The sequence below is a fragment of the Vibrio sp. 10N.247.311.13 genome, from assembly GCF_041467595.1.
In the GTDB taxonomy this organism is placed as follows: Bacteria; Pseudomonadota; Gammaproteobacteria; order Enterobacterales; family Vibrionaceae; genus Vibrio; species Vibrio crassostreae_C.
On record NZ_JBFSUX010000042.1, the window covers coordinates 13,111 to 34,943 of the forward strand.

General features: G+C 45.1%; 17 protein-coding genes. 8 read left to right on the top strand and 9 right to left on the bottom strand.

Annotated elements, in window-relative coordinates:
- Positions 1-103: 103 nt before the first annotated feature.
- On the bottom strand, positions 104-2,053 hold the full coding sequence (gene sltY / locus AB6E52_RS16090; RefSeq protein ID WP_102321444.1) for a murein transglycosylase: 1,950 nt from the start codon (positions 2,051-2,053) through the stop codon (positions 104-106).
- 263 nt (positions 2,054-2,316) lie between these two features.
- On the opposite strand from sltY, the gene ettA reads away from it, so the two are divergent.
- The 3 genes from ettA to AB6E52_RS16105 all read left to right on the top strand — a co-directional run bounded on the left by ettA (position 2,317) and on the right by AB6E52_RS16105 (position 5,503).
- On the top strand, positions 2,317-3,984 hold the full coding sequence (gene ettA, locus AB6E52_RS16095) for an energy-dependent translational throttle protein EttA (RefSeq protein ID WP_017056147.1): 1,668 nt from the start codon (positions 2,317-2,319) through the stop codon (positions 3,982-3,984).
- Positions 3,985-4,074: 90 nt separating this feature from the next.
- The gene (locus tag AB6E52_RS16100; protein ID WP_017059356.1) at positions 4,075-4,443 is read left to right on the top strand and encodes a PilZ domain-containing protein; all 369 of its coding nucleotides are present in this window, start codon (positions 4,075-4,077) and stop codon (positions 4,441-4,443) included.
- Between the two features lie 49 nt (positions 4,444-4,492).
- Entirely contained in the window at positions 4,493-5,503 is a 1,011-nt protein-coding gene (locus tag AB6E52_RS16105; protein WP_102321445.1) for a M23 family metallopeptidase, read from the top strand.
- Positions 5,504-5,682: 179 nt separating this feature from the next.
- Here AB6E52_RS16105 and tyrA read toward each other — a convergent pair whose 3' ends face one another.
- The 3 genes from tyrA to nagZ form a co-directional block, all read right to left on the bottom strand.
- On the bottom strand, positions 5,683-6,810 hold the full coding sequence (tyrA, locus tag AB6E52_RS16110; RefSeq protein WP_017062859.1) for a bifunctional chorismate mutase/prephenate dehydrogenase: 1,128 nt from the start codon (positions 6,808-6,810) through the stop codon (positions 5,683-5,685).
- Between the two features lie 117 nt (positions 6,811-6,927).
- Positions 6,928-8,001 (bottom strand): 3-deoxy-7-phosphoheptulonate synthase, encoded by a 1,074-nt coding sequence (locus tag AB6E52_RS16115; protein ID WP_017059354.1) that lies wholly within the window; start codon positions 7,999-8,001, stop codon positions 6,928-6,930.
- A gap of 246 nt (positions 8,002-8,247) precedes the next feature.
- The gene (gene nagZ, locus AB6E52_RS16120) at positions 8,248-9,237 is read right to left on the bottom strand and encodes a beta-N-acetylhexosaminidase (protein ID WP_102321446.1); all 990 of its coding nucleotides are present in this window, start codon (positions 9,235-9,237) and stop codon (positions 8,248-8,250) included.
- A gap of 121 nt (positions 9,238-9,358) precedes the next feature.
- Between nagZ and AB6E52_RS16125 the strand changes: the two genes are divergently transcribed.
- Both AB6E52_RS16125 and murQ read left to right on the top strand, forming a co-directional pair.
- Positions 9,359-10,474, top strand: a complete 1,116-nt coding sequence (locus AB6E52_RS16125) for an anhydro-N-acetylmuramic acid kinase (protein WP_017066925.1) — start codon at positions 9,359-9,361, stop codon at positions 10,472-10,474.
- Between the two features lie 45 nt (positions 10,475-10,519).
- Positions 10,520-11,440: an N-acetylmuramic acid 6-phosphate etherase gene (gene murQ / locus AB6E52_RS16130; RefSeq protein ID WP_102321447.1), complete on the top strand. Its 921-nt coding sequence runs from the start codon at positions 10,520-10,522 to the stop codon at positions 11,438-11,440.
- Between the two features lie 109 nt (positions 11,441-11,549).
- Here murQ and AB6E52_RS16135 read toward each other — a convergent pair whose 3' ends face one another.
- Positions 11,550-11,900, bottom strand: a complete 351-nt coding sequence (locus AB6E52_RS16135; protein ID WP_102321448.1) for a DUF2799 domain-containing protein — start codon at positions 11,898-11,900, stop codon at positions 11,550-11,552.
- 252 nt (positions 11,901-12,152) lie between these two features.
- On the opposite strand from AB6E52_RS16135, the gene AB6E52_RS16140 reads away from it, so the two are divergent.
- The 3 genes from AB6E52_RS16140 (at position 12,153) to btsR (ending at position 16,415) form a co-directional block, all read left to right on the top strand.
- On the top strand, positions 12,153-13,643 hold the full coding sequence (locus AB6E52_RS16140) for a carbon starvation protein A (RefSeq protein ID WP_102321449.1): 1,491 nt from the start codon (positions 12,153-12,155) through the stop codon (positions 13,641-13,643).
- A gap of 264 nt (positions 13,644-13,907) precedes the next feature.
- The gene (locus AB6E52_RS16145; RefSeq protein ID WP_102321450.1) at positions 13,908-15,578 is read left to right on the top strand and encodes a sensor histidine kinase; all 1,671 of its coding nucleotides are present in this window, start codon (positions 13,908-13,910) and stop codon (positions 15,576-15,578) included.
- Between the two features lie 105 nt (positions 15,579-15,683).
- A complete protein-coding gene (btsR, locus tag AB6E52_RS16150) occupies positions 15,684-16,415 on the top strand; it encodes a two-component system response regulator BtsR (protein WP_017106772.1) in 732 nt (243 codons plus the stop codon).
- Positions 16,416-16,555: 140 nt separating this feature from the next.
- Here the strand turns inward: btsR and ispH are convergent, their stop codons facing one another.
- The 4 genes from ispH to ileS form a co-directional block, all read right to left on the bottom strand.
- The gene (ispH, locus tag AB6E52_RS16155) at positions 16,556-17,512 is read right to left on the bottom strand and encodes a 4-hydroxy-3-methylbut-2-enyl diphosphate reductase (RefSeq protein ID WP_029235087.1); all 957 of its coding nucleotides are present in this window, start codon (positions 17,510-17,512) and stop codon (positions 16,556-16,558) included.
- Positions 17,513-17,668: 156 nt separating this feature from the next.
- Positions 17,669-18,100 carry an FKBP-type peptidyl-prolyl cis-trans isomerase gene (gene fkpB, locus AB6E52_RS16160; RefSeq protein ID WP_102321451.1) on the bottom strand — a complete coding sequence of 144 codons (432 nt, stop codon included), beginning with the start codon at positions 18,098-18,100 and terminating at the stop codon, positions 17,669-17,671.
- 149 nt (positions 18,101-18,249) lie between these two features.
- Positions 18,250-18,750, bottom strand: a complete 501-nt coding sequence (gene lspA, locus AB6E52_RS16165) for a signal peptidase II (RefSeq protein WP_004739521.1) — start codon at positions 18,748-18,750, stop codon at positions 18,250-18,252.
- Positions 18,751-18,914: 164 nt separating this feature from the next.
- Positions 18,915-21,791: an isoleucine--tRNA ligase gene (ileS, locus tag AB6E52_RS16170; protein WP_017059344.1), complete on the bottom strand. Its 2,877-nt coding sequence runs from the start codon at positions 21,789-21,791 to the stop codon at positions 18,915-18,917.
- Positions 21,792-21,833 lie beyond the last annotated feature (42 nt).

The following is a 21,833-nucleotide window of genomic DNA, read 5'->3' on the forward strand; positions in this document are numbered from 1 at the left end:
TACCGAAACACTTGATGCGATCCAATGTAAAAAGGCAGTAAGTGGAAATGGTTAGCACTCACTGCCTTTATTCTTACTCAGTTTCGGGCCAAATGCCGAAGGCTTAGTATTTCGTTTTTGCCTCATGGGGCGCTAAAAACGTCCCTTTCTCACCCAAGATATCTCGATAGTAGGTCTCAAACATCAAGATATTCTGAACGTAGCCACGTGTCTCTTTGAATGGGATCATTTCGATAAATGCAAAGGCATCGAGCTTTTCATCGCTGCGTGAACGCCACTGTTTCACACGGCTAGGTCCAGCATTATAAGCCGCAAACGCAAAGATACGGTTGTCATCATATTGAGCGAGTAAACCATCTAAGTAGTGACTGCCAATCTCAATGTTTTTGCCGACATCATAAAGATCATCGCTGCCCTGATACTTAATCTTATGTTTGTTCGCTGTGTATTGCGCCGTCTTGGGCATAATTTGCATAATGCCACGCGCGCCAACTGGAGAGCGAGCTTCTGAATCCATCGCACTCTCTTGTCTTGCTAAAGACATCAAAGTGATTGGATCGAGATCGTGCTTTTCAGCGTAGAAGTTAAACCACCACTTATGAGCAACAGGGAAGCGCAGCGCAATGTTATCCCACATCTTCGCAGAGATACTCGCTGTTACGGTAAAGTGATTCCAACGCTGTGTCGCAGCGTAAGCGGCAAGCATCTCTTTTTGCTCTTTATCTGCATTGGTCAGTAACCAGCGCCATTCACTTTTCGCTGCCGCAATTTTGTCTCGGTCAATCAGTTCACCAATACGCACCAAAGAGGTGTCGAATGGCTTCACTGTTTCAGCATTGTATTTAAGTGTCGATGTTGGATATTGAACTGGCTTACCTAACTGCTTAGCCGCAGCCACACTGTAGAAATTACGCTGACCCAAGATATCTGACAGTCGCTTATTGCCTTTGTCAGTATCGCCCGTCGCGATTTCAGCTCTGCCCTGCCAATATTGCCAACGAAGCGAAGCCTGATGTTTATCATCCAAGCGCGCTATCCACTCTTTCAAACCCGTCCAATCGGCATGTTGAATTGCTAAGCGAGCACGTCGTTCCAGCAGAACTTGCTTTGATGAACTCGCGAGCATTTTGTCGCGCCACACCATTAACTCTTCAGAGTCGGTGTTGATCAGACGAAACGTTAGGTAATCAGCGAGCTCTTGAGATTTCTCTTTCGAAAACTTCTGAGCCTTGATGACATCATCAAACACCTTTTGAGCACTGCTTGATGATTTCCTTGCTAGCTTCTCGAAAGCAAACTCGGTTTGAGCTTGGTAGAATTCATTCGCTGGATGTTTTTTAGCAAACGCGAGTACATTTTCAGGCTTGTTGTACAACGCCTTCATCTGCTTCGCTTGAGCAATTGACTCATCATGATCCAATTGCTTAATCAGATAGCTCATTAACTTACCGTTACGGCCCTCGAACGCTAGCAGCATTCTATCCAGAATCAGCTCATCAGTTCTTAGCCCAGCTTGATCCCAGCTTTTAAATAAAGGGTCACAAGCGTCATCAACACCACTACCACTCAACCAAAGTTGTTTAGCTCCTTTAAAGGCAAGCTCTTGGTTACCTTGCTCGTAATGCGCTCGATAATAAATACATTGGTATTTTTCACCGACAGGCTCTTTGGTTTGAAACTCAAGGATCGTCTTCCACTGTTTTTGAGAAGCCAATGAGTCCAAATAAGGTGCGCGCATTCGATTGGAGAAAGGCAATGCCTTGTTCTCTTCAATGAAAGCATCGACCTCAGCAGGTGTGCGATCACCTAAGCCAATCAGAAAGGCCCGATAATCGGTGTAAGGTGTTAAAGGGTATGTTTGAATTTTGTTACGCAGCGCGGAGTAAGCTTTTAGATCACGGCTGTCTAAAACCTCTTGCGCTTTGTCATAAACGTCACGCTGCATTTCAAGCTCGGATGCATTGCTAGCCATAGCGACCGGAGCCAGTGAAACCGAAGACAAAATTGCCGATGCAGCCACAGCAATTTTCGTATTACCAATGCGGAAAAACATTCGCTCTTTCCTTAGTGCGTGTATGAATACGTGAAGTCTATTTACGCCCGACATCACATCAAATGTAAAGGATTTGAGTGTAAATATTATTAATATTTAACACTTCGCCTCAGAAGCCCATTAAATATAGTTTTAATGACCAATGTGACAATAATAGGTAAGGATTAGTTCAAGAGTGGCTTTTCTGCCCTAGGAGTAACATCTTTGAGGATATTGGTATAAAATAGCAGACAATTTTGAACAATAATTAGGATCGATCGGCAATGGCTGAATACGTATATACCATGTCTCGGGTGAGCAAAACTGTTCCACCTAAGCGTCAAATTCTTAAAGACATTTCTCTTAGCTTTTTTCCTGGCGCTAAAATCGGTGTTTTGGGTCTAAATGGTTCAGGTAAATCTACCCTACTACGTATCATGGCTGGTATTGATACTGATATTGATGGTGAAGCACGTGCACAACAAGGCCTTAAAGTAGGTTATCTACCACAAGAGCCTGTGCTAGACGAATCAAAAACTGTTCGTGAAATCGTAGAAGAAGCGGTTTCTGACGTTGCTGACGCACTTAAGCGTATTGATGCGGTTTACGCAGCTTACGCAGAACCAGATGCAGACTTCGATGCACTGGCAAAAGAGCAAGGCGAACTAGAAGCTCTGATTCAAGCAAAAGACGGTCACAACTTAGAGACTGCTCTAGAGCGTGCTGCTGATGCACTTCGTCTTCCTGAGTGGGATGCGAAAATTGAATTCCTATCAGGTGGTGAGCGTCGTCGTGTTGCTATCTGTCGTCTACTTCTTGAAAAGCCAGACATGCTGCTTCTTGATGAACCAACCAACCACTTGGATGCAGAATCAGTAGCATGGCTTGAGCACTTCCTTGTTGATTACAGTGGTACTGTTGTGGCGATTACCCACGACCGTTACTTCCTAGACAACGCAGCTGGCTGGATTCTAGAACTTGACCGTGGTGAAGGTATCCCATGGGAAGGTAACTACACGTCTTGGCTAGAGCAAAAAGACGAGCGTCTTAAGCAAGAAAAAGCGGGCGAAAGCGCACGTCAAAAGACAATCGAGAAAGAACTTGAATGGGTTCGTCAAAACCCTAAAGGCCGTCAAGCTAAGTCTAAAGCTCGTATGGCTCGTTTTGAAGAATTGACAACTGGCCAATACCAGAAGCGTAACGAAACTAACGAACTGTTTATCCCGCCAGGTGAGCGTCTAGGTGACAAAGTTCTTGAAGTGAACAACCTAACTAAATCGTTTGGTGATCGCGTTCTTATCGACGACTTATCGTTCAGCATGCCTAAGGGTGCAATCGTCGGTATCGTTGGTGCCAACGGTGCAGGTAAATCAACACTATTCAAGATGCTAAGCGGTGCAGAACAGCCAGATTCAGGTACAGTTGAACTAGGCGAAACCGTTAAGCTTGCTTCTGTTGATCAGTTCCGTGACAGCATGGACGACACTAAGACAGTATTCCAAGAGATCTCTGAAGGCGCTGATATCATTAAGATCAACAACTTCGAAATCCCTGCGCGTGCTTACTGTTCTCGTTTCAACTTTAAAGGCAACGACCAACAGAAGATCATCGGTGAGCTTTCTGGTGGTGAACGTAACCGTGTTCACTTAGCGAAACTGCTAAAAGCGGGCGGTAACGTACTGCTACTCGATGAGCCTACCAACGACCTTGACGTTGAAACGCTACGTGCTCTTGAAGAAGCACTGCTTGAATTCCCGGGCTGTGCAATGGTTATCTCGCATGACCGTTGGTTCCTTGACCGTATTGCGACCCATATCTTAGACTACCGTGATGAAGGTCAAGTTAACTTCTACGAAGGTAACTATACTGAGTACACTGAGTGGCTTAAGCAGACTCTAGGCGCACAAGCGGCAGAGCCGCACCGTATCAAGTACAAGCGTATAGCTAAGTAAATAAGCTTGTATTTTGAACAAAGGCCGCGATAATAGCGGCCTTTGATATATCTGGCTTACGTGTAATGCATCGATATAGAGAGATTACTTATGGTTGAAAGACGTCAATTTTCACGAGTTATTTATCAAGTCCCGACTGAGATCTCACAAGGACAAGTAAAGGTATCAGGCTCAGTGCAAGACTTATCACTCCATGGTTTACTCATTCAATGCAATGAATCAAAACAACTTAGCCATGATGTCCCTGTTCAAGTGAGCTTTAAACTCGAAAACAGTGATATCAATATTCAGTTAGAAGCAACGATAGTCTCTACCATCAATACCTCAATGCGTTTACGCATAGAGCATTTAGATATTGATAGTATCAGCCACCTTAAGCGCCTTGTTGAGCTTAATGTTGGTGACGATGACCTGCTTTATAGAGAGATTGAACACCTTACCGACTTAGGTAAGGAATAATATCTCCATTACCCTTTTTCTATTAGAAGCATTTAGTTAATACAGAACCATGTCTAAAAAAGTGTCCATTACTATTCCCTCTAGTCAGGGGGAACAGACGTTTTACTTCGGCCGTAAAGCCGTGCTCATTTGCACTACTGCCATTTTTTCAGTACCGCTATTGATTGGCGGAGCGGCGTACATGCACTTCGAGAGTAAACAAGAACTCGCACTGCAAGCGGGTGATGCCCAACAGTTGATTGAAACACTGATTGTTGAAAAAGAACAAACAGAATTTCTTTATGCTGAGCAAGTAGAAACCAACCATTCGCTATCGCAAACACTGACCGAGAAAGAAGGCACGATTCAGCTACTTGGTAAGCGTGTATTCGATGTGGAATCAGTACTGGGTCTTGCTGATGAAGATCTGCTTACCGATGATATTTCTTTAGAAGATCGCATTGATGCGGCTGCAGTCGATTCAGCAGTAAGAGCCACAATGTTCCGCTTGATTCCAAACGACAGTCCGATGGCTTATCAACGTATATCTTCTTCTTATGGTAGCCGCACTAACCCTATTTCAGGGAAACGCCATGTACATACTGGTATCGATCTAACGTGTAAGCGTGGTGAAGATATTGTCGCGCCCGCAGATGGAGTCATTGAAACGGTACGCCCAAGTAAAAAAGGCTTCGGCAACTTTATTACTATGCGTCACTCGTTTGGTTTCATGAGTTCTTATGCGCACCTACAGAAGTTCAAGGTACGTAGCGGTCAGTTTGTGAGTAAAGGCGATGTGATTGCGAGCTGTGGTAACTCAGGTAACTCAACCGGCCCACACTTGCATTATGAAGTACGCTTCCTTGGTCGTTCATTGAACCCTCAATACTTGATGGATTGGACACCGGAAAACTTCAACTACGTGTTCGAGAAAGAGAAAAAGGTTAAGTGGGGCCCACTAGTTCAGCTGATTGATAATGTGGTTCGCTTGCAGATCAACCTGACTAACGTGCCTTACATTAGCTCGACCATCGACACCGTATCGAGTGAAGATAGCAAAAAACCTATCACGACTAACTAGTTGTTAATGGCTAACTAGTTGTTAATGGCTAACTAGTTGTTAATAGCTAAGACCTGTTGATTTGGCCTATGATGATCTAATTGCTTTTAGTCTACTGTAGGCAAAATGCTTTCATAGCGTTCAGCACAAACAAAAAGAGCGACCAGATGGTCGCTCTTTTTTATGATTTCAAATCAGTATTAACCACGATGAATCGAGTCATGTGCTTGTTTTAGAAGACTTTGGCTCTCTTGCAAGAATTGTTGTGAGTAGTCACCAAACCAATCACTCACTTGGTTGAAGCTCTCAACAAACTTAGCCTTATCTTTGCCATCTAGGATTTCTAACGCTTCTCCGAAACAGCTATGGAAGCGTCGAATCATCTCTATATTCTCATCCGAAGACAGAATGATATCACCGTACAAGTTCGGGTCTTGAGCAAATAGACGACCAACCATCGCAATCTCAAGTCGGTAGATTGGTGAGCTTAGCTTCAGAAGCTGATCAATATTCGGGTTCTCTTTACTCAGGTGTAAGCCGTAAGCAAAAGAGGTGAAGTGACGAAGTGCTTGAATCAAGGTCATGCCGTGATCGTGTTCAGCTGCATCCATCTGGCAAAGGCTCGCGCCCCAAATACCAAATTGATTCAGTAGCCATTGGTAGCTCTCAGAACCACGACCATCACTGTAAACAATCACCTGCTTAGCAAGGCTTGGAACATCAGGACCAAACATTGGGTGCAATCCAACCACTGGGCCTTGGTGCATGTTCATCATTGCTTGCAGCGGTTTAGATTTAATTGACGTCAAATCACATAGAATACAATCACTTGGTAGATTACCTAGCTTCGCAATCACACCTTCAGTTAAGTGAATTGGAACAGTCACAACCACAAGTCCTGCATTATCCAAGATTTCATCGGCTGTATCCCAATCTTGGCTGCCAAGGACTTTCACTTCGTAGCCAGACAGTTTGAACATACGACCAAACAAGCCACCAAGTTGACCATTACCACCAACGATCACCACTGAACGTAACTCTGGGTTAAGACACTTAAAGCCAGAATCTTTCTCACTGGCATAAGACTCACGCATAGTACGACGCAAAATATCTTCGATTAACTGTGGTGGAACCCCTATTTTCTCGGCTTCTTGACGACGAGATGCCAGCATCGCAGCTTCACGTTCTGGTACATAAATAGGTAAACCATGTTCACTTTTTACTTCGCCTACTTTCTCTACTAGAGCAAGGCGTTGAGCCAGTAAATCCAACATTTGTTTATCGACAGCATCGATTTGGTCGCGTAATTCGTTCAGTTCAACGGCCATTTTATTCCTTACTAATCTATAAGCCCGTGCCAATCTATCATCCCACAATCACGTAGGTTCGCTAGCAACAGACCTTAAAATGCCCCATTAGATGAGGCACTTAAATTTAAACTCTGACTAACCTTTCAAGCGGTTCTCTAAGAACGGGACTAATTCCGTATGTGCATGTTTCAATAGTGCCTCAGTTGAATCCCAATTGATACACGCGTCGGTAATAGAAACGCCGTATTTCATCTCATTGAGAGGTATATCCGAAGATTGATTTCCTTCGTTAATATGGCTTTCAATCATCAGGCCGATAATCGACTTGTTGCCTTCACGAATTTGGTGAATCACATCTTCTGCAACTAAAGGTTGGCGACGGAAATCTTTACGAGAGTTCGCGTGGCTACAGTCGACCATTAGCGCGGCCTCTAAGCCAGATTTACCCAGCTCTTGCTCACATTCGTGTACCGATACTGAATCGTAGTTCGTCTGCTTACCGCCACGTAAAATCACGTGACCATTTGGGTTACCTTGCGTTGTTAGTAGTGCAACTTGACCTTCGCGGCTGATACCCATGAAACGGTGGCTAGAAGAAGCCGCCTGCATTGCATTGATTGCAGTGCCTAGGTTGCCATCGGTACCGTTTTTAAAACCGATTGGCATTGAAAGACCACTTGCCATCTCACGGTGAGTTTGAGATTCAGTCGTACGTGCGCCGATAGCTGCCCAGCTGAAGGTATCTGCTAGGTATTGCGGGCTGATTGGATCTAATGCTTCAGTCGCCAATGGAATTTCCATCTCAGCGAGTTCAACAAGTAGCTCACGACCCACATGCAGACCATGCTCAATATCGAAAGTGCCGTCTAGATGCGGGTCATTGATCAAACCTTTCCAACCTACAGTGGTACGAGGTTTCTCAAAGTAAACACGCATAACAATATACAGTTGATCGCTAAGTTGCTCAGATAAGGCTTTAAGGCGTTTCGCGTACTCTTTCGCAGCTTCAATGTCATGGATAGAACATGGGCCACATACAACAAGCATGCGATGATCTTTCTTATGAATGATGTTTGCGATAGTTTGACGAGACTCTTGAATGAAACGACGAGCATTATCACTCAAAGGCAGTTTTGCTTTTAACTCCTCAGGAGTAATCAGTACCTGTTCGTCGATGATATTGACATTGCTTAATTCACTTTTCTGCATAACTCAACCTGTATATTTATTTTTACACCCAACATTTCCGTTTGGGTTAACAATCTTTAAAAACACAATAACAGCTAAAAAAGCGATTGCAAGTGTAAACAATAAAAAACATTGGCTGTAAATTTTATTTTACACATTAAATTTAACTCACTCTAAGAGATAAATAGGTTTAAACCACGGATCACACATACAAAAAAGGCGATATTTATCATATCGCCTTATCTAAAATTATAATGTGTTTATTTATCACTCACTGCCTAGCATTCGCTTAATCGTCTCTGAGGTCTTTTTCCACCTAGCATCCGAGTGAAGTGTCGACAAATCAAAGCTGTGTTTTTTAAGCAATGAGTTGGCTAAAGGCACCTCTTGAATCGCTAAGTGATCCAGAGCTTCAATTTGTGCATCTCGTTTATTACACATCAACACCATGTCACAACCTGCATTCAAGGCCGCTTTCGCTCTGTCGGCTGGTCCGCCCATAATGGCAGCGCCTTCCATCGTTAAATCGTCAGAGAATACCAAGCCTTTAAACCCAAGCTGCTGCTTCAATACTTTCTGTAGCCAATACTGTGAACCACTCGCAGGTTGATCATCATAGTGAGAGAAAACCACGTGAGCTGGCATCATGGCATCCAATATTCCAGCTTCAATTTGCGCCTTGAAGATTGCCATATCTGTTTCGAAGATGTCGTCTCTAGGGTCATATGGCGTCTCTAAGTGTGAGTCAGCAATCACGCCACCATGTCCAGGGAAGTGCTTGCCTGTCGTCGCCATGCCAACCGACTTCATGCCTTTGATGAAAGCGCTGCTATGACGAACAATGGTATCAATATCTTCACCAAACGCTCGGCTACCAATCGCTTTACACTCGTGGCCTTTGTCTAATACTGGCGCAAAGCTCAGATCGATATCATGGGCAATCAATTCTGCCGCCATCAACCAACCCGCTTGTTCTGCTAACTGTTCGCCATTATTCTTAGTCGCGAATTCTTGAGCAGCTGGGATAATTGAAAAGCCATCGCGGAAGCGCTGAACTCGGCCACCTTCTTGATCGACACCAATCAAAATAGGACGTTTCGCTACCTTGCGAATTTCTTTGTTTAACGCCGATAACTGTTTGCTATCGTGGTAGTTTCGAGCAAATAAGATGAGACCACCAACAGTTGGGTGCTCTAAAATTTCTTTGTCTTCCGCAGTCAGTTCGTAGCCTGCAACATCAACCCACAACGGTCCCATATTTATCCCTTATTAAACCTAATTTCATAAACTTCCCGAGGTTATTCTCTTTAAATTTGCTTTACAATGTTTTTAAACCAATCTGTGGAAGACTTTAAGAATGCAGTGCAAGAGCTTAGGAATGGATCATAAAGAACTGTATATCGGTGTGATGTCAGGGACGAGTATGGACGGTGTTGATACGGCCTTAGTGTCGATTGAAGATACACGTATAATATTGCTTGCTCATGATGAGTTCCCAATGCCTGATGATCTCAAAGCGCGTCTACTTGAAGTCTGTATTGGTCAGAAAACCGATTTGATTGCCATTGGCGAACTCGACCACCAGCTTGGCCATCTGTTTGCTGATGCGGTTCTGCAACTTCTCGAAAAGTCAGGCACACCAGCACCTTCTGTAACTGCGATAGGTAATCATGGTCAAACAGTGTTCCACCAGCCAACAGGCGATTCGCCATTTACCATGCAGTTGGGTGATGCCAACATCATTGCCGCTAAAACACAGATTCAAACGGTTGCCGATTTTCGACGTAAAGACATGGCATTAGGCGGACAAGGTGCGCCATTAGTCCCCGCCTTCCACCATACGATTTTCCACCCGCAAGACAGCTCGGTTGTGGTGTTGAATATTGGTGGTATCTCGAATATTTCAGTGCTGCGCCCTAATCAGCCAACGCTTGGTTATGATACAGGTCCGGGCAATATGTTGATGGACGCTTGGGTTGATAAACACACGGGTGAGAAGTTTGACCGTGATGCGCAATTTGCGCTTAAAGGTCAACTCAATCAAGCTTTACTCGAACAGTTGTTAAATGAGTCTTATCTATCTCAAATGCCACCGAAAAGTACTGGTAGAGAACTATTCAACCTACCTTGGCTAGAGCAACAATTAACAGAATTTAAAGATCTTGCAGTAGAAGATGTTCAGCGCACGCTTTGTGAATACACCGCATTGACGATAGCCAATGAAGTGGAGACTTATCGCTTGGGTAACCAGCCTGCACTGTATGTGTGTGGCGGTGGTACAAGAAACCCATTGTTGATGAAGAGACTGTCTGAATTGCTTCCAAGTTGGGAGGTTGACTCAACCACCAGTAAAGGCGTGGATGCCGATTACATGGAAGCAATGGCCTTTGCGTGGCTTGCTCAGCGTCATGTTCATAAACTGCCAAGCAATTTACCAGAAGTGACTGGCGCAAGCAGAGCGGCCTCTCTAGGCGTTCTCTATCGAGCTGACTAAACAACTTTAGAACCATAATTTTAGAATCACCATTTAAGGATCATTATGAGTAACGACGCTCTCATATCAGCGCTCTCGCACCTCGTTTCGGAGGGGAGAAACCCTGACACTATGGATATTGATCTGCTCACCTCTCTCGAAGTGGTTGAAAAGATTAACCAACAAGACAAACAAGTCCCACTGGCGATTGAAGCGGAACTGCCGCAGATCGCGAAAGCGGTTGATAAAATTGCTCATGCCTTTCAAAACGGTGGTCGACTGATTTATATGGGTGCAGGTACCAGTGGTCGATTAGGTGTGTTAGATGCCTCAGAATGCCCACCGACTTTTGGCGTTTCAGACAAGATGGTTATCGGTCTCATCGCTGGCGGACCCGAAGCGATTTTAAAAGCCAAAGAAGGCGCTGAAGATTCGCTGACTCTCGGTATTGAAGACCTAAAAGCTATTCAATTTACAGAAAATGATGTCGTGGTAGGCATTGCAGCCAGTGGCCGTACACCTTACGTGATTGGTGCGCTCAACTATGCGAATCAGATTGGTGCAGTAACGGTTGCGCTGTCTTGTAACCCTAGCTCTCCGATCGCTGAGATTGCTCAAATCGCGATAAGCCCAGTGGTTGGCCCAGAAGCCTTAACCGGTTCCACACGTCTCAAATCAGGTACCGCGCAAAAATTGGTGCTCAACATGCTGACCACTGCCAGCATGATTCGTATTGGTAAGAGCTACCAGAACTTGATGGTCGACGTAAAAGCGACCAATGAAAAATTGGTTGCCCGCGCAGCTCGTATCGTAATCCAAGCAACGGAGTGTGACAAAGCCCTTGCAGTTTCGACACTTAAAACCACCGATTATGATGTGAAGCTATCTATTTTGATGATTCTAACAGGGCTAGATTTAGAACTGGCCAAGGCTCAACTTGATCAACAAAATGGTTTCTTGAGAAAAGCTGTCGAGAATAATCAGTAATCTTAATTTGGTTTGTGGTTTCTCATTTAGACAGCTACTTTAACGACATACAAAAAGACCAGTACACATACGGCACTGGTCTTTTTAATTTCTAATCGCTAGCTTGAGCTTAGTAGTCGTTAGAAAACTCATCCCAGCCGCGCTGCCATTCCATACGGAAACGTTGAGCGTCTTCCGTACCTGAACAAATGCCTTCATAAACCTGGCCCGATAAGCCAATTTGATAAGCATGGTTTGGGTTGCAGTATTCAGTCACACCTAGGTGGTAACCTTCTGTGTAACTCGCTTGATCGACTGCGCCAAGCTCAGTCATCTCTGAATACGAACGCTGAGTGTGCCCTTTAATACCATCACGATAGCCAATCTCTTGCCAATTGCCTTCGGCCGCTAAATCTTGAACATTGGCGCTGCATCCTGCAAGGCTAAATGCCACGGCGAATAGTGCTATTATTTTTTTCATTTCAATCCTTTATATTGTTACTTCACCACTTCCTGACGAAGTGCTGCCTTTGTGGCGATTCTCCGCTGAACACGTACTGATGTCCACTCATTGTATGTTGTTGCCCTCTTAAGCAAGAGAACAAACCGCTCAATCAGTTATAACACCACTTAATTAGCTATTCGACCACTCACTCTGATAGCGGAAGTTTCTTCTCATACACTCCTTTAATATACACCCTGACTTAATTAATACATTCAGGGATAACAAATTATGATGTGGTTTCTTACCTGTGTTGCAGCACTCATTGGTGGCTACTTTATTTACGGTGCCTTTATCGAGAAGATTTTCGGTATCAATGAAAAGCGTCAAACACCCGCTCACACCAAGCAAGACGGCGTGGACTTCGTTCCAATGTCGACGCCAAAGGTTTACCTAGTTCAACTGCTTAACATTGCAGGTGTAGGTCCAATCTTCGGCCCTATCATGGGTGCCCTTTACGGCCCAGCAGCAATGCTTTGGATCGTGCTAGGTTGTATCTTCGCAGGTGCCGTACACGACTACTTCTCAGGTATGTTATCTATCCGCAATGGTGGCGCTTCAGTTCCAACCATCACTGGACGTTACCTAGGCAATGGCGCAAAACACTTTATGAACATCTTTGCCATTGTTCTACTGCTTCTTGTTGGTGTGGTATTCGTTTCGGCTCCAGCAGGCATGATCACTAACCTAGTGAACGACCAAACTGATTTCGTAATGTCTACGAGCACCATGGTTGTCATCATCTTTGCTTACTACATCATCGCAACGATTGTCCCTGTCGATAAAATCATTGGTCGCTTCTACCCACTGTTCGGTGCACTGCTTATCTTTATGTCTGTTGGCCTAATAACTGCGATTGGTCTGTCTGACGAGCACCAAATCATGGGTGGCTTCGAGATGAAAGACATGTTCACTAACATGAACCCTAACGATCTACCGCTTTGGCCTGCTCTATTTATCACCATCGCTTGTGGTGCTATCTCTGGCTTCCACGCAACTCAGTCTCCACTAATGGCGCGCTGCATGGAAAACGAGAAAAACGGTCGCTTCGTATTCTACGGTGCAATGATTGGTGAAGGCATCATCGCTCTAATCTGGTGTGCGCTTGCTCTGTCATTCTTCGGTTCAGTTGAATCTTTATCTGACGCGATTGCAAACGGCGGCCCTGGTAACGTGGTATACAGCGCTTCATTTGGCCTACTGGGTGTATTTGGCGGTATCCTTGCTTTCCTTGGCGTGGTTATCCTGCCTATCACTTCTGGTGATACAGCGTTCCGTTCAAGTCGTCTTATCCTTGCTGAATACTTCAACATGGAACAGAAGACACTGCGTAACCGCCTACTGATGGCTCTACCACTGTTCGTTATCGGTGGCATCCTGACTCAAGTAGACTTCGGCATCATCTGGCGCTACTTCGGTTTTGCTAACCAATCAACAGCAGTCATGATGCTATGGACAGCTTCGGCTTACCTACTTCGTCACAATAAACTGCACTGGGTAACAACGGTTCCAGCTGTGTTCATGACATCTGTGTGTATCACATTCATCCTGAACAACAGCCAACTGGGCTTTGGTCTACCAATGCAAATCTCAACCATCATTGGTGTGGTGAGTGCGCTAGGTGTTGCGGCTTACGTTATTAAAATTTCAAAAGGCAAAGGCGATATCGACCTAGCTGATGAAGAAGAGAAAGAAGCAAAAGGCGTTACCAAAACAGCCTAGTTCTTTAAGGCTCTTGGGAACAAGAGACCAATCTTCAGAGAAAGAGACAAAAGAACAGCCAAACACAACTTCGCTTGCTCCCGTAATCACTCAGTGATTCGTGGAACCTAAGACTAAAGCCCGTCCACTGTGATGGGCTTTATTGTTTGTAGGCGTTAGTGCTTTCGACTCTGGGAAGCGAATATAGGCTACTAAAACACAAGCAAAGCTACCGTTACCAAGCAATGAGCTTTACACTTAACAAGCGTCTCAATAGGTGAAAATATGGAACTCATTCTCTCTCTGCTGCAACAAACCTGCGTCTACTTAGTGATTGCTTACATGCTGAGTAAAACCCCACTGATTCTCCCTTTGTTGAGCATCTCTTCACGCTTAGGCCATAAGATCAGCTGCTACGTTCTGTTCTCCCTATTCTGTATTATGGGCACCTATTTCGGACTGCAAATCAATGATGCCATCGCCAACACGCGAGCGATGGGCGCGGTAATGGGCGGTTTGTTTGGTGGTCCTGTAGTTGGCTTTGCGGTCGGCTTTACTGGCGGGATTCATCGCTATTCATTGGGTGGATTTACGGACTTAGCTTGTGCTATCTCAACGACAGCAGAAGGCTTGATTGGTGGCCTGCTGCATGTGTACTTAGTCAGAAAGAACAAAGCCAGTCAGCTGTTTAATCCGCTGGTAGTGTTCTCTGTCACCCTATTTGCAGAAATTATTCAAATGTTGATTCTGCTCGCAGTCGCCAAACCCTACGAACAATCCTATGCTCTGGTCTCCGATATTGCGGCGCCAATGATCATCGCTAACTCGGTCGGTGCAGCACTGTTCATGAGCATCATCCAAGACAGAAAAACCATCTTCGAAAAGTACTCGGCTACCTTCTCACGCCGCGCACTGACCATTGCCGAACGTTCGGTGGGTATTTTGCATGGTGGGTTCAATTCCGATAACGCACAAAAAATCGTACGTATCGTTTATGAAGAGACCAACGTAGGGGCGGTAGCGATTACCGACCGAGAGAAAATCCTCGCGTTCGTTGGTATTGGTGATGAACACCATATTCCGAACACCCCGATTTCATCGCAAAGCACGCTCACTTCGATGGAACAGAACGACATCATCTACCTTGATGGCAAAGAGAACCCATACCAATGCTCCTTGTCGCAGGATTGTAAATTGGGTTCTGCGTTGATTATTCCATTGCGCGCGGGTAACGAAGTGGTCGGCACCATCAAGCTCTATGAGCCAAAGCTGAAACTATTCTCAACTATCAATATGTCGATGGGTGAAGGTATCGCTCAGCTATTGTCGAGCCAGATCCTATTCAGCAACTATCAGCAGCAGCAAACGCTGCTGACACAAGCGGAAATCAAACTGCTGCACGCTCAAGTGAATCCACACTTCTTGTTCAATGCGCTTAACACCATCAGCGCAGTAACACGTCGTGATCCAGATAAAGCTCGAGAGTTGATTCAGCACCTGTCTCACTTCTTTAGAAGCAACCTAAAGCAGAACATCAATACCGTGAAGCTCAAAGACGAACTGGCACACGTCAACGCTTACCTGACCATAGAGAAAGCACGCTTTACTGATCGACTAGAAGTGGAATGGGATATCGACCCGCAGTTATATGAATCTCAATTGCCGAGCTTTACCCTGCAACCGCTGGTAGAAAACGCCATCAAACATGGGATATCTAACATGTTGGAGGGCGGTAAAGTGAAGATCTCTAGCGAGGCTTTCAAGGGTGGATTCAAGTTAACCGTTGAAGACAATGCAGGTAATTATCAGAAGCCATCTCAAGATCATGTAGGATTAGGGATGGAAATTGTTGATAAACGACTCACTAATTTCTTTGGACAAGATTCAGCACTAAAAATAGAATCTCAACCACAGCAATTTACTCGAATGAGCTTTATCATACCTATACTCAAATAATGGTATTTTCGGGGACGGATCGCTCCGAGTTGAAACATTTAGAAGCAGACATTTAACAGATAAGCGTGAACCAAGCAGGGACAGAACCAAGATGAAGATTGTAGGATGTTAAAGGCATTAGTTGTCGATGATGAGCTTTTTGCTCGCGAAGAGCTGATTGAGCTGCTGACCGAAACCGGAGAAGTGGAAATCATCGGCCAAGCGAGTAACGCGATCGAAGGACTGAAACAGATCAACCTACTCAAGCCTGATGTCGTGTATTTGGATATCCAAATGCCGCAGGTTACCGGGATTGAGCTGTTAAGCATGCTTGACCCAGATACCATGCCTTACGTGGTATTCGTCACCGCCTACGACCAATATGCGATTCAAGCCTTTGAAGATAACGCTTTTGATTACCTACTTAAACCAGTCGAGCCTTGTCGATTAAACAAGAGCGTTTGTCGCCTGAATAAGGTCATCAAGCAAAATCAGAAAGCACCAGAACAGAACATCTCGGCGATTGCTCCCTGTCACTTAGAGCAAATCCCATGTATTGGTCATAACCGCATTGTGATCATGGCAAGCCAAACGGTAGAGTGCGCCTATTCCGATATCAGTGGTGTGCATGTTCGTAGCTCATCGCAAACTGCGACCTCACAGTTAACACTAAAGATCTTGGAAGAAAAAACCGATTTGATCCGCTGTCATCGCCAATATTTGATCAACATAAAATCGATCCAAGAGATCAAACTGCTAGAGAATGGATTAGCGGAGATCATTACCCTGACTGGCTTTGAAGTGCCTGTCAGTCGACGCTACTTAAAGACTTTAAAAGAGCAACTCGGTCTCCAATAACGCGTTAGAAGTTCGACGCCTAGTTCCAAAGCACGATCAAAAAAGCCAACGTATCAACGTTGGCTTTCTGCTGTTTACAAATCAATAGTGTTTGCAAATCGATAGTGTTACGCATCGATCTTGTCACCAATCAATAGAGATTAGTCGACTTGCTTAATCTGTAGCTCTTTTGGTACTTCAAAGAACATGTTCTCTTCACGACCTTGAATCTCTTCAACGTCAGTCGCACCTAGCTCACGAATACGATCTAGAATTTGGTTTACCAGCTCTTCAGGAGCAGAAGCACCGGCTGTTACACCGATTTTCTTTTTCCCTTCAACCCACTCGGTTTGAATATCTTCAGGACAGTCAGTTAGGTAGCCTGGTGTGCCTAGTTTCTCAGCTAGCTCTTTTAGACGAGTTGAATTCGATGAGTTCTTAGAACCAACAACAATCACTACATCAACGTCATTCGCCATCTCACGCACGGCATCTTGACGGTTTTGAGTCGCATAACAGATGTCGTCTTTACGAGGGCCTTGAATCTCAGGGAATACACGACGCAACTCTTCAATTACATCTGCCGTTTCATCAACAGACAAGGTAGTTTGGCTAACATAGTGCAGGTTACTCGGATCGTTCACCACTAGATTCTGTACGTCCTCTGGTCTTTCAACCAAGTACATACCACCAGTTTGGCTCGCGTACTGACCCATAGTGCCTTCCACTTCAGGGTGACCCGCGTGGCCAATCAGTACTACTTCCATATGTTTGCGGCTCGCACGAGCAACCTCCATATGAACTTTAGTCACCAAAGGACACGTCGCATCGAATACCGTTAACTCACGCTCTTTCGCTTCTTTACGAACCGCTTGAGAAACACCGTGAGCCGAGAAGATCACGATGTTGTCGTCTGGTACTTCACTCAGTTCTTCGACAAAAATAGCACCACGCTGTTTGAGCCCCTCAACAACAAAGCGGTTGTGTACCACTTCATGGCGAACATAGATCGGTGGCTGATACATTTCGAGTGCACGCTCTACGATGCTGATCGCACGATCGACACCGGCACAAAAGCCACGAGGGTTAGCTAACATTATTTTCATTTCATTGCTCATCATTTACCGCGGTACTAAGGTTGTTTCTATAGAGTTCGCCGTCAGCGAGGTTCGCATTCTACAGTGAAGCGCCTAGACAGTGAAGCTCTGGGTGACATCACAGCTGTAAGGCTATCTTGTTCTAGCGTGAAGACAGCTATTCTAACGTTAAGATAGTTATTCTACCGCTAAGATGTTGACGTCAAACGTAACGTCTTGACCAGCAAGTGGGTGGTTAAAATCAACCGTCACTGAATCACCTGCGATGTCAGTAATAATCCCTGGGATTTCCATACCGTCAGGACCAGAGAATGCCATGATAGTGCCCACTTCAACTTCAGAATCGCCAACAAACTTAGCACGATCCATATAGTGAATATGATCAGGGTTTGGCATACCAAACGCGTCTTCTGCTTTCAGTTCGATAGACTTTTCAGTTCCAGCTTCAAGTCCGAGTAAGCACGCTTCAAAGTTCTCACTTAGGCTGCCATCGCCCATGACGAACTTTGCTGGTTTGCCCATATTTTCCGTACTATCGGCAACTGAACCATCCTTCATTTTAATCGTAAAATGTAGAGTTACTGCTGAATCATTTTTAATTGCTGCCACGTTACTTTCCTTAGATTTCTTTATTATTTGAAAACGCAATTTGCTTCGCTCTCATATTACTTGCAGCATAAAAAAAAGCGCCGTCGGAATCAACCGACAGCGCTTAGGGCTATTCTATTCTGTGAGTCATAGACTGACTTTGAGGCAAGCTATTTGCTTTCGTCTTTCTTACGGAAACCATCTAAGATGATCATCGCAGCACCGATACAGATTCCCATATCCGCTAAGTTAAATGCAGGCCAGTGGTAAGTGCCCCAGTAGAAGTCTAAGTAATCGACAACAAAGCCATGTACGACTCGGTCAAACACATTACCTACTGCACCACCAATGATGATCGCATAAGCAATGTTATTCCACTTCTCTGTTGCTGGTAGTTTGCTCATCCAGTACGTCAGCATACCTGTTACCGCAAATGCGATACCCGTAAATAACCAACGCTGCCAACCACTTTGATCACTCAAGAAGCTAAACGCTGCACCGTAGTTATGCACGTACAAAAAGTTAAAGAATGGCAGCACCTCAATACGGTTTGCCCAACCATAACCCATATTGTCCATGACAAAGAGTTTAATGCCGATATCAGCCAAGAAGACCAATAGAGCCAGCCATAACCAACGTACACCAGATTGTTTTAACGAAACTTCACTCATTTCTATTCCTAGTATTTACGAAGTTGGTATTCATTGTTAGTCACCTTACGTGACCTTGATTACCAACTTGGTTAAACACATTTCCTATAACTAAAAATAACCCCAGTTGATACTGGGGCTATGATTTTTACAAAAAGTTCAGTCTTTCTCTGAGTCGTGAGTCGTTATGCGAACTTACGCACTTCGCCTTCACCGTCGATGTTCGACACACAACGACCACAAACTTTCTCGTGACCTTCGATAGTGCCTACATCTGGAGTGTGGTGCCAGCAACGGTCACACTTCTCAGCTTCAGTAGCCGCAACTTCAACGAATAGACCAGCAACGTCTGTCGCTTGCGCTGCATCAGACTTCTCGCTCAGTGGCTTAACAACAGCTGCAGAGGTGATAAGTACGAAACGTAGCTCATCTTCTAGCTTGTTGATTTTAGCCGCTAGTGCATCGTCAGCGTATAGAGTAACTTCAGCTTGCAGTGCACCACCGATCGTTTTCTCTTTACGAGCATCTTCAAGAAGCTTGTTCACTGCGCCACGAACAGACTGGATTTCAGTCCAGAATTCGTTGCTTAGCTCTTCGCCTTCTGCAAGACCAAATAGACCTTCGAACCACTCACCTGTGAATACGAACGTGTCGCGCTGCTCTCCAGTTGGTAAAGAGCTTGGCATTTCGTTCCAAATTTCATCTGCAGTGAACGACATGATAGGTGCCATCCAACGAACTAGAGCTTCTACGATGTAGTAAAGCGCCGTTTGACAGCTACGTTGAGCATGGCTGCCCTGCTTCGCTGTGTACTGACGGTCTTTGATTACGTCTAGGTAGAAAGAACCCATTTCGATAGAACAGAACTGCATTAGACGTTGAGTCACACCGTGAGTGTTGTACTCGCCGTATGCTTTAACAATCTCTTCTTGTGCAGCTTGAGCACGGCCAACAGCCCAGCGATCAAGTGCAACCATCTCTTCAGCAGGAACTAGGTCAGTTTCAGGGTTGAAACCGTTCAAGTTCGCTAGGAAGAAACGAGCCGTGTTACGAATACGACGGTAAGCATCCGCTGAACGCTTCAGGATTTCATCAGAAACCGCAACTTCACCCGTGTAGTCTGTAGAAGCAACCCATAGACGCAGGATATCTGCACCTAGCTTGTTGGTTACGTCTTTAGGAGCAACAACGTTACCGATAGATTTAGACATCTTACGGCCGTTACCATCCACTACGAAACCGTGCGTTAGTACTTGCTTGTACGGTGCTTCGTCTTTCATCGCGATAGATGAAATTAGAGAAGACTGGAACCAGCCACGGTGTTGGTCTGAACCTTCAAGGTAAAGATCAGCACTGTGAGTGCGCTCTTCGTTCGGGAAGTTGTACTCTTCACGAGAATCAACAACAGAGAAGTGCGTAACACCTGAGTCGAACCATACGTCTAGCGTATCCATTACTTTTTCGTACTTATCAGCGTCTTCTGCGCCCATAAGTTCAGCAGCGTCTACATCCCACCAAGCTTGAATGCCTTTCTCTTCAACTAGCTTCGCAACTTTTTCAATAAGCGCTGGGCTTTCTGGGTGAAGTTCTGCTGTTTCTTTATGAACAAACAAAGCAATTGGCACACCCCAAGTACGTTGACGAGAGATACACCACTCAGGACGACCTTCAACCATGCCTTCGATACGGCTTTGACCCCATTCAGGCAACCACTCAACACTCTTGATTGACTCTAGTGCTTTAGCACGTAGGCCAGCTTGATCCATAGAGATGAACCATTGTGGTGTTGCGCGGAAGATGATTGGAGTTTTGTGTCTCCAACAGTGTGGGTAACTGTGCTCGTAAGCGTGGTGATGCAGAAGTGCACCTTTCTCTTTTAGAACTTCTAAAACAGAGTCGTTCGCTTTGAATACGTGCTGACCAGCAAATAGCTCTGTATCTGGCAGGTAAACGCCGTTAGAACCAACTGGGTTAGCGATTTCTAGGTTGTACTTTTTACCAACCACGAAATCTTCTTGACCGTGACCAGGCGCAGTGTGAACCACACCAGTACCTGAATCTGTTGTTACGTGATCGCCAAGAACTGCAGGAACAGTAAAGTCGTAGAACGGGTGGTTGAACTGAGAAAGCTCAAGATCAGCACCTGTAGCAAAACCAAGGTTGTGGAAGTGCTCGATACCTGCACGATCCATTACGTCTTTTGCTAGTTCAGAAGCAACAACGATACGTTGAGCAGGCTGGTCGCCATTCGCTTCAACTTGGATAAGCACGTATTCAAGATCATCACGTAGACATACTGCGCGGTTAGCAGGCAGAGTCCATGGTGTTGTTGTCCAGATAACGATAGAAATTTCGCCTTGACCCGCATGACCTTCAGCTAGAGTAAATTTCTCTAGAAGCGCCGCTTCGTCAGCTGCTGTAAATTTCACATCGATAGATGGAGAAACTTTATCTTTGTATTCAACTTCAGCTTCAGCCAGAGCAGAACCACAATCAGTACACCAGTGAACGGGTTTGAAACCTTTAAGAAGGTGACCTTTGTCTGCGATTTTGCCAAGAGAACGAATGATGTTCGCTTCTGTGCCAAAATCCATAGTGCGATAAGGTTTGTCCCACTCGCCCATGATGCCAAGACGTTTGAAGCTCTCTTTCTGACCTTCAACTTGACCCGCAGCGTACTTTCGACACTCTTCGCGGAATTCAGCCGCCGAAATCTTCTGACCAGGCTTACCTTTCTTCTTCTCAACCATTAGCTCGATTGGAAGACCGTGACAGTCCCAACCAGGGATGTACGGTGCATCAAAACCAGAAAGGGTCTTAGATTTGATAATAATGTCTTTAAGAATCTTATTCAGCGCGTGGCCAATGTGAATATCGCCGTTCGCGTATGGAGGGCCATCATGCAGTACGAAAGATTTTTTACCTTTCTTTGCCTTACGGATTTCGCCGTAAAGATCTTCTTTGTACCAACGCTTCAGCATTTCTGGCTCACGATTTGCCAGATTGCCGCGCATTGGGAACCCTGTTTCTGGTAAGTTCAGGGTATCTTTATAATCACTCATCGATTCTTAATTCCGTTATATTGGGCGAAGTTAGACATTATG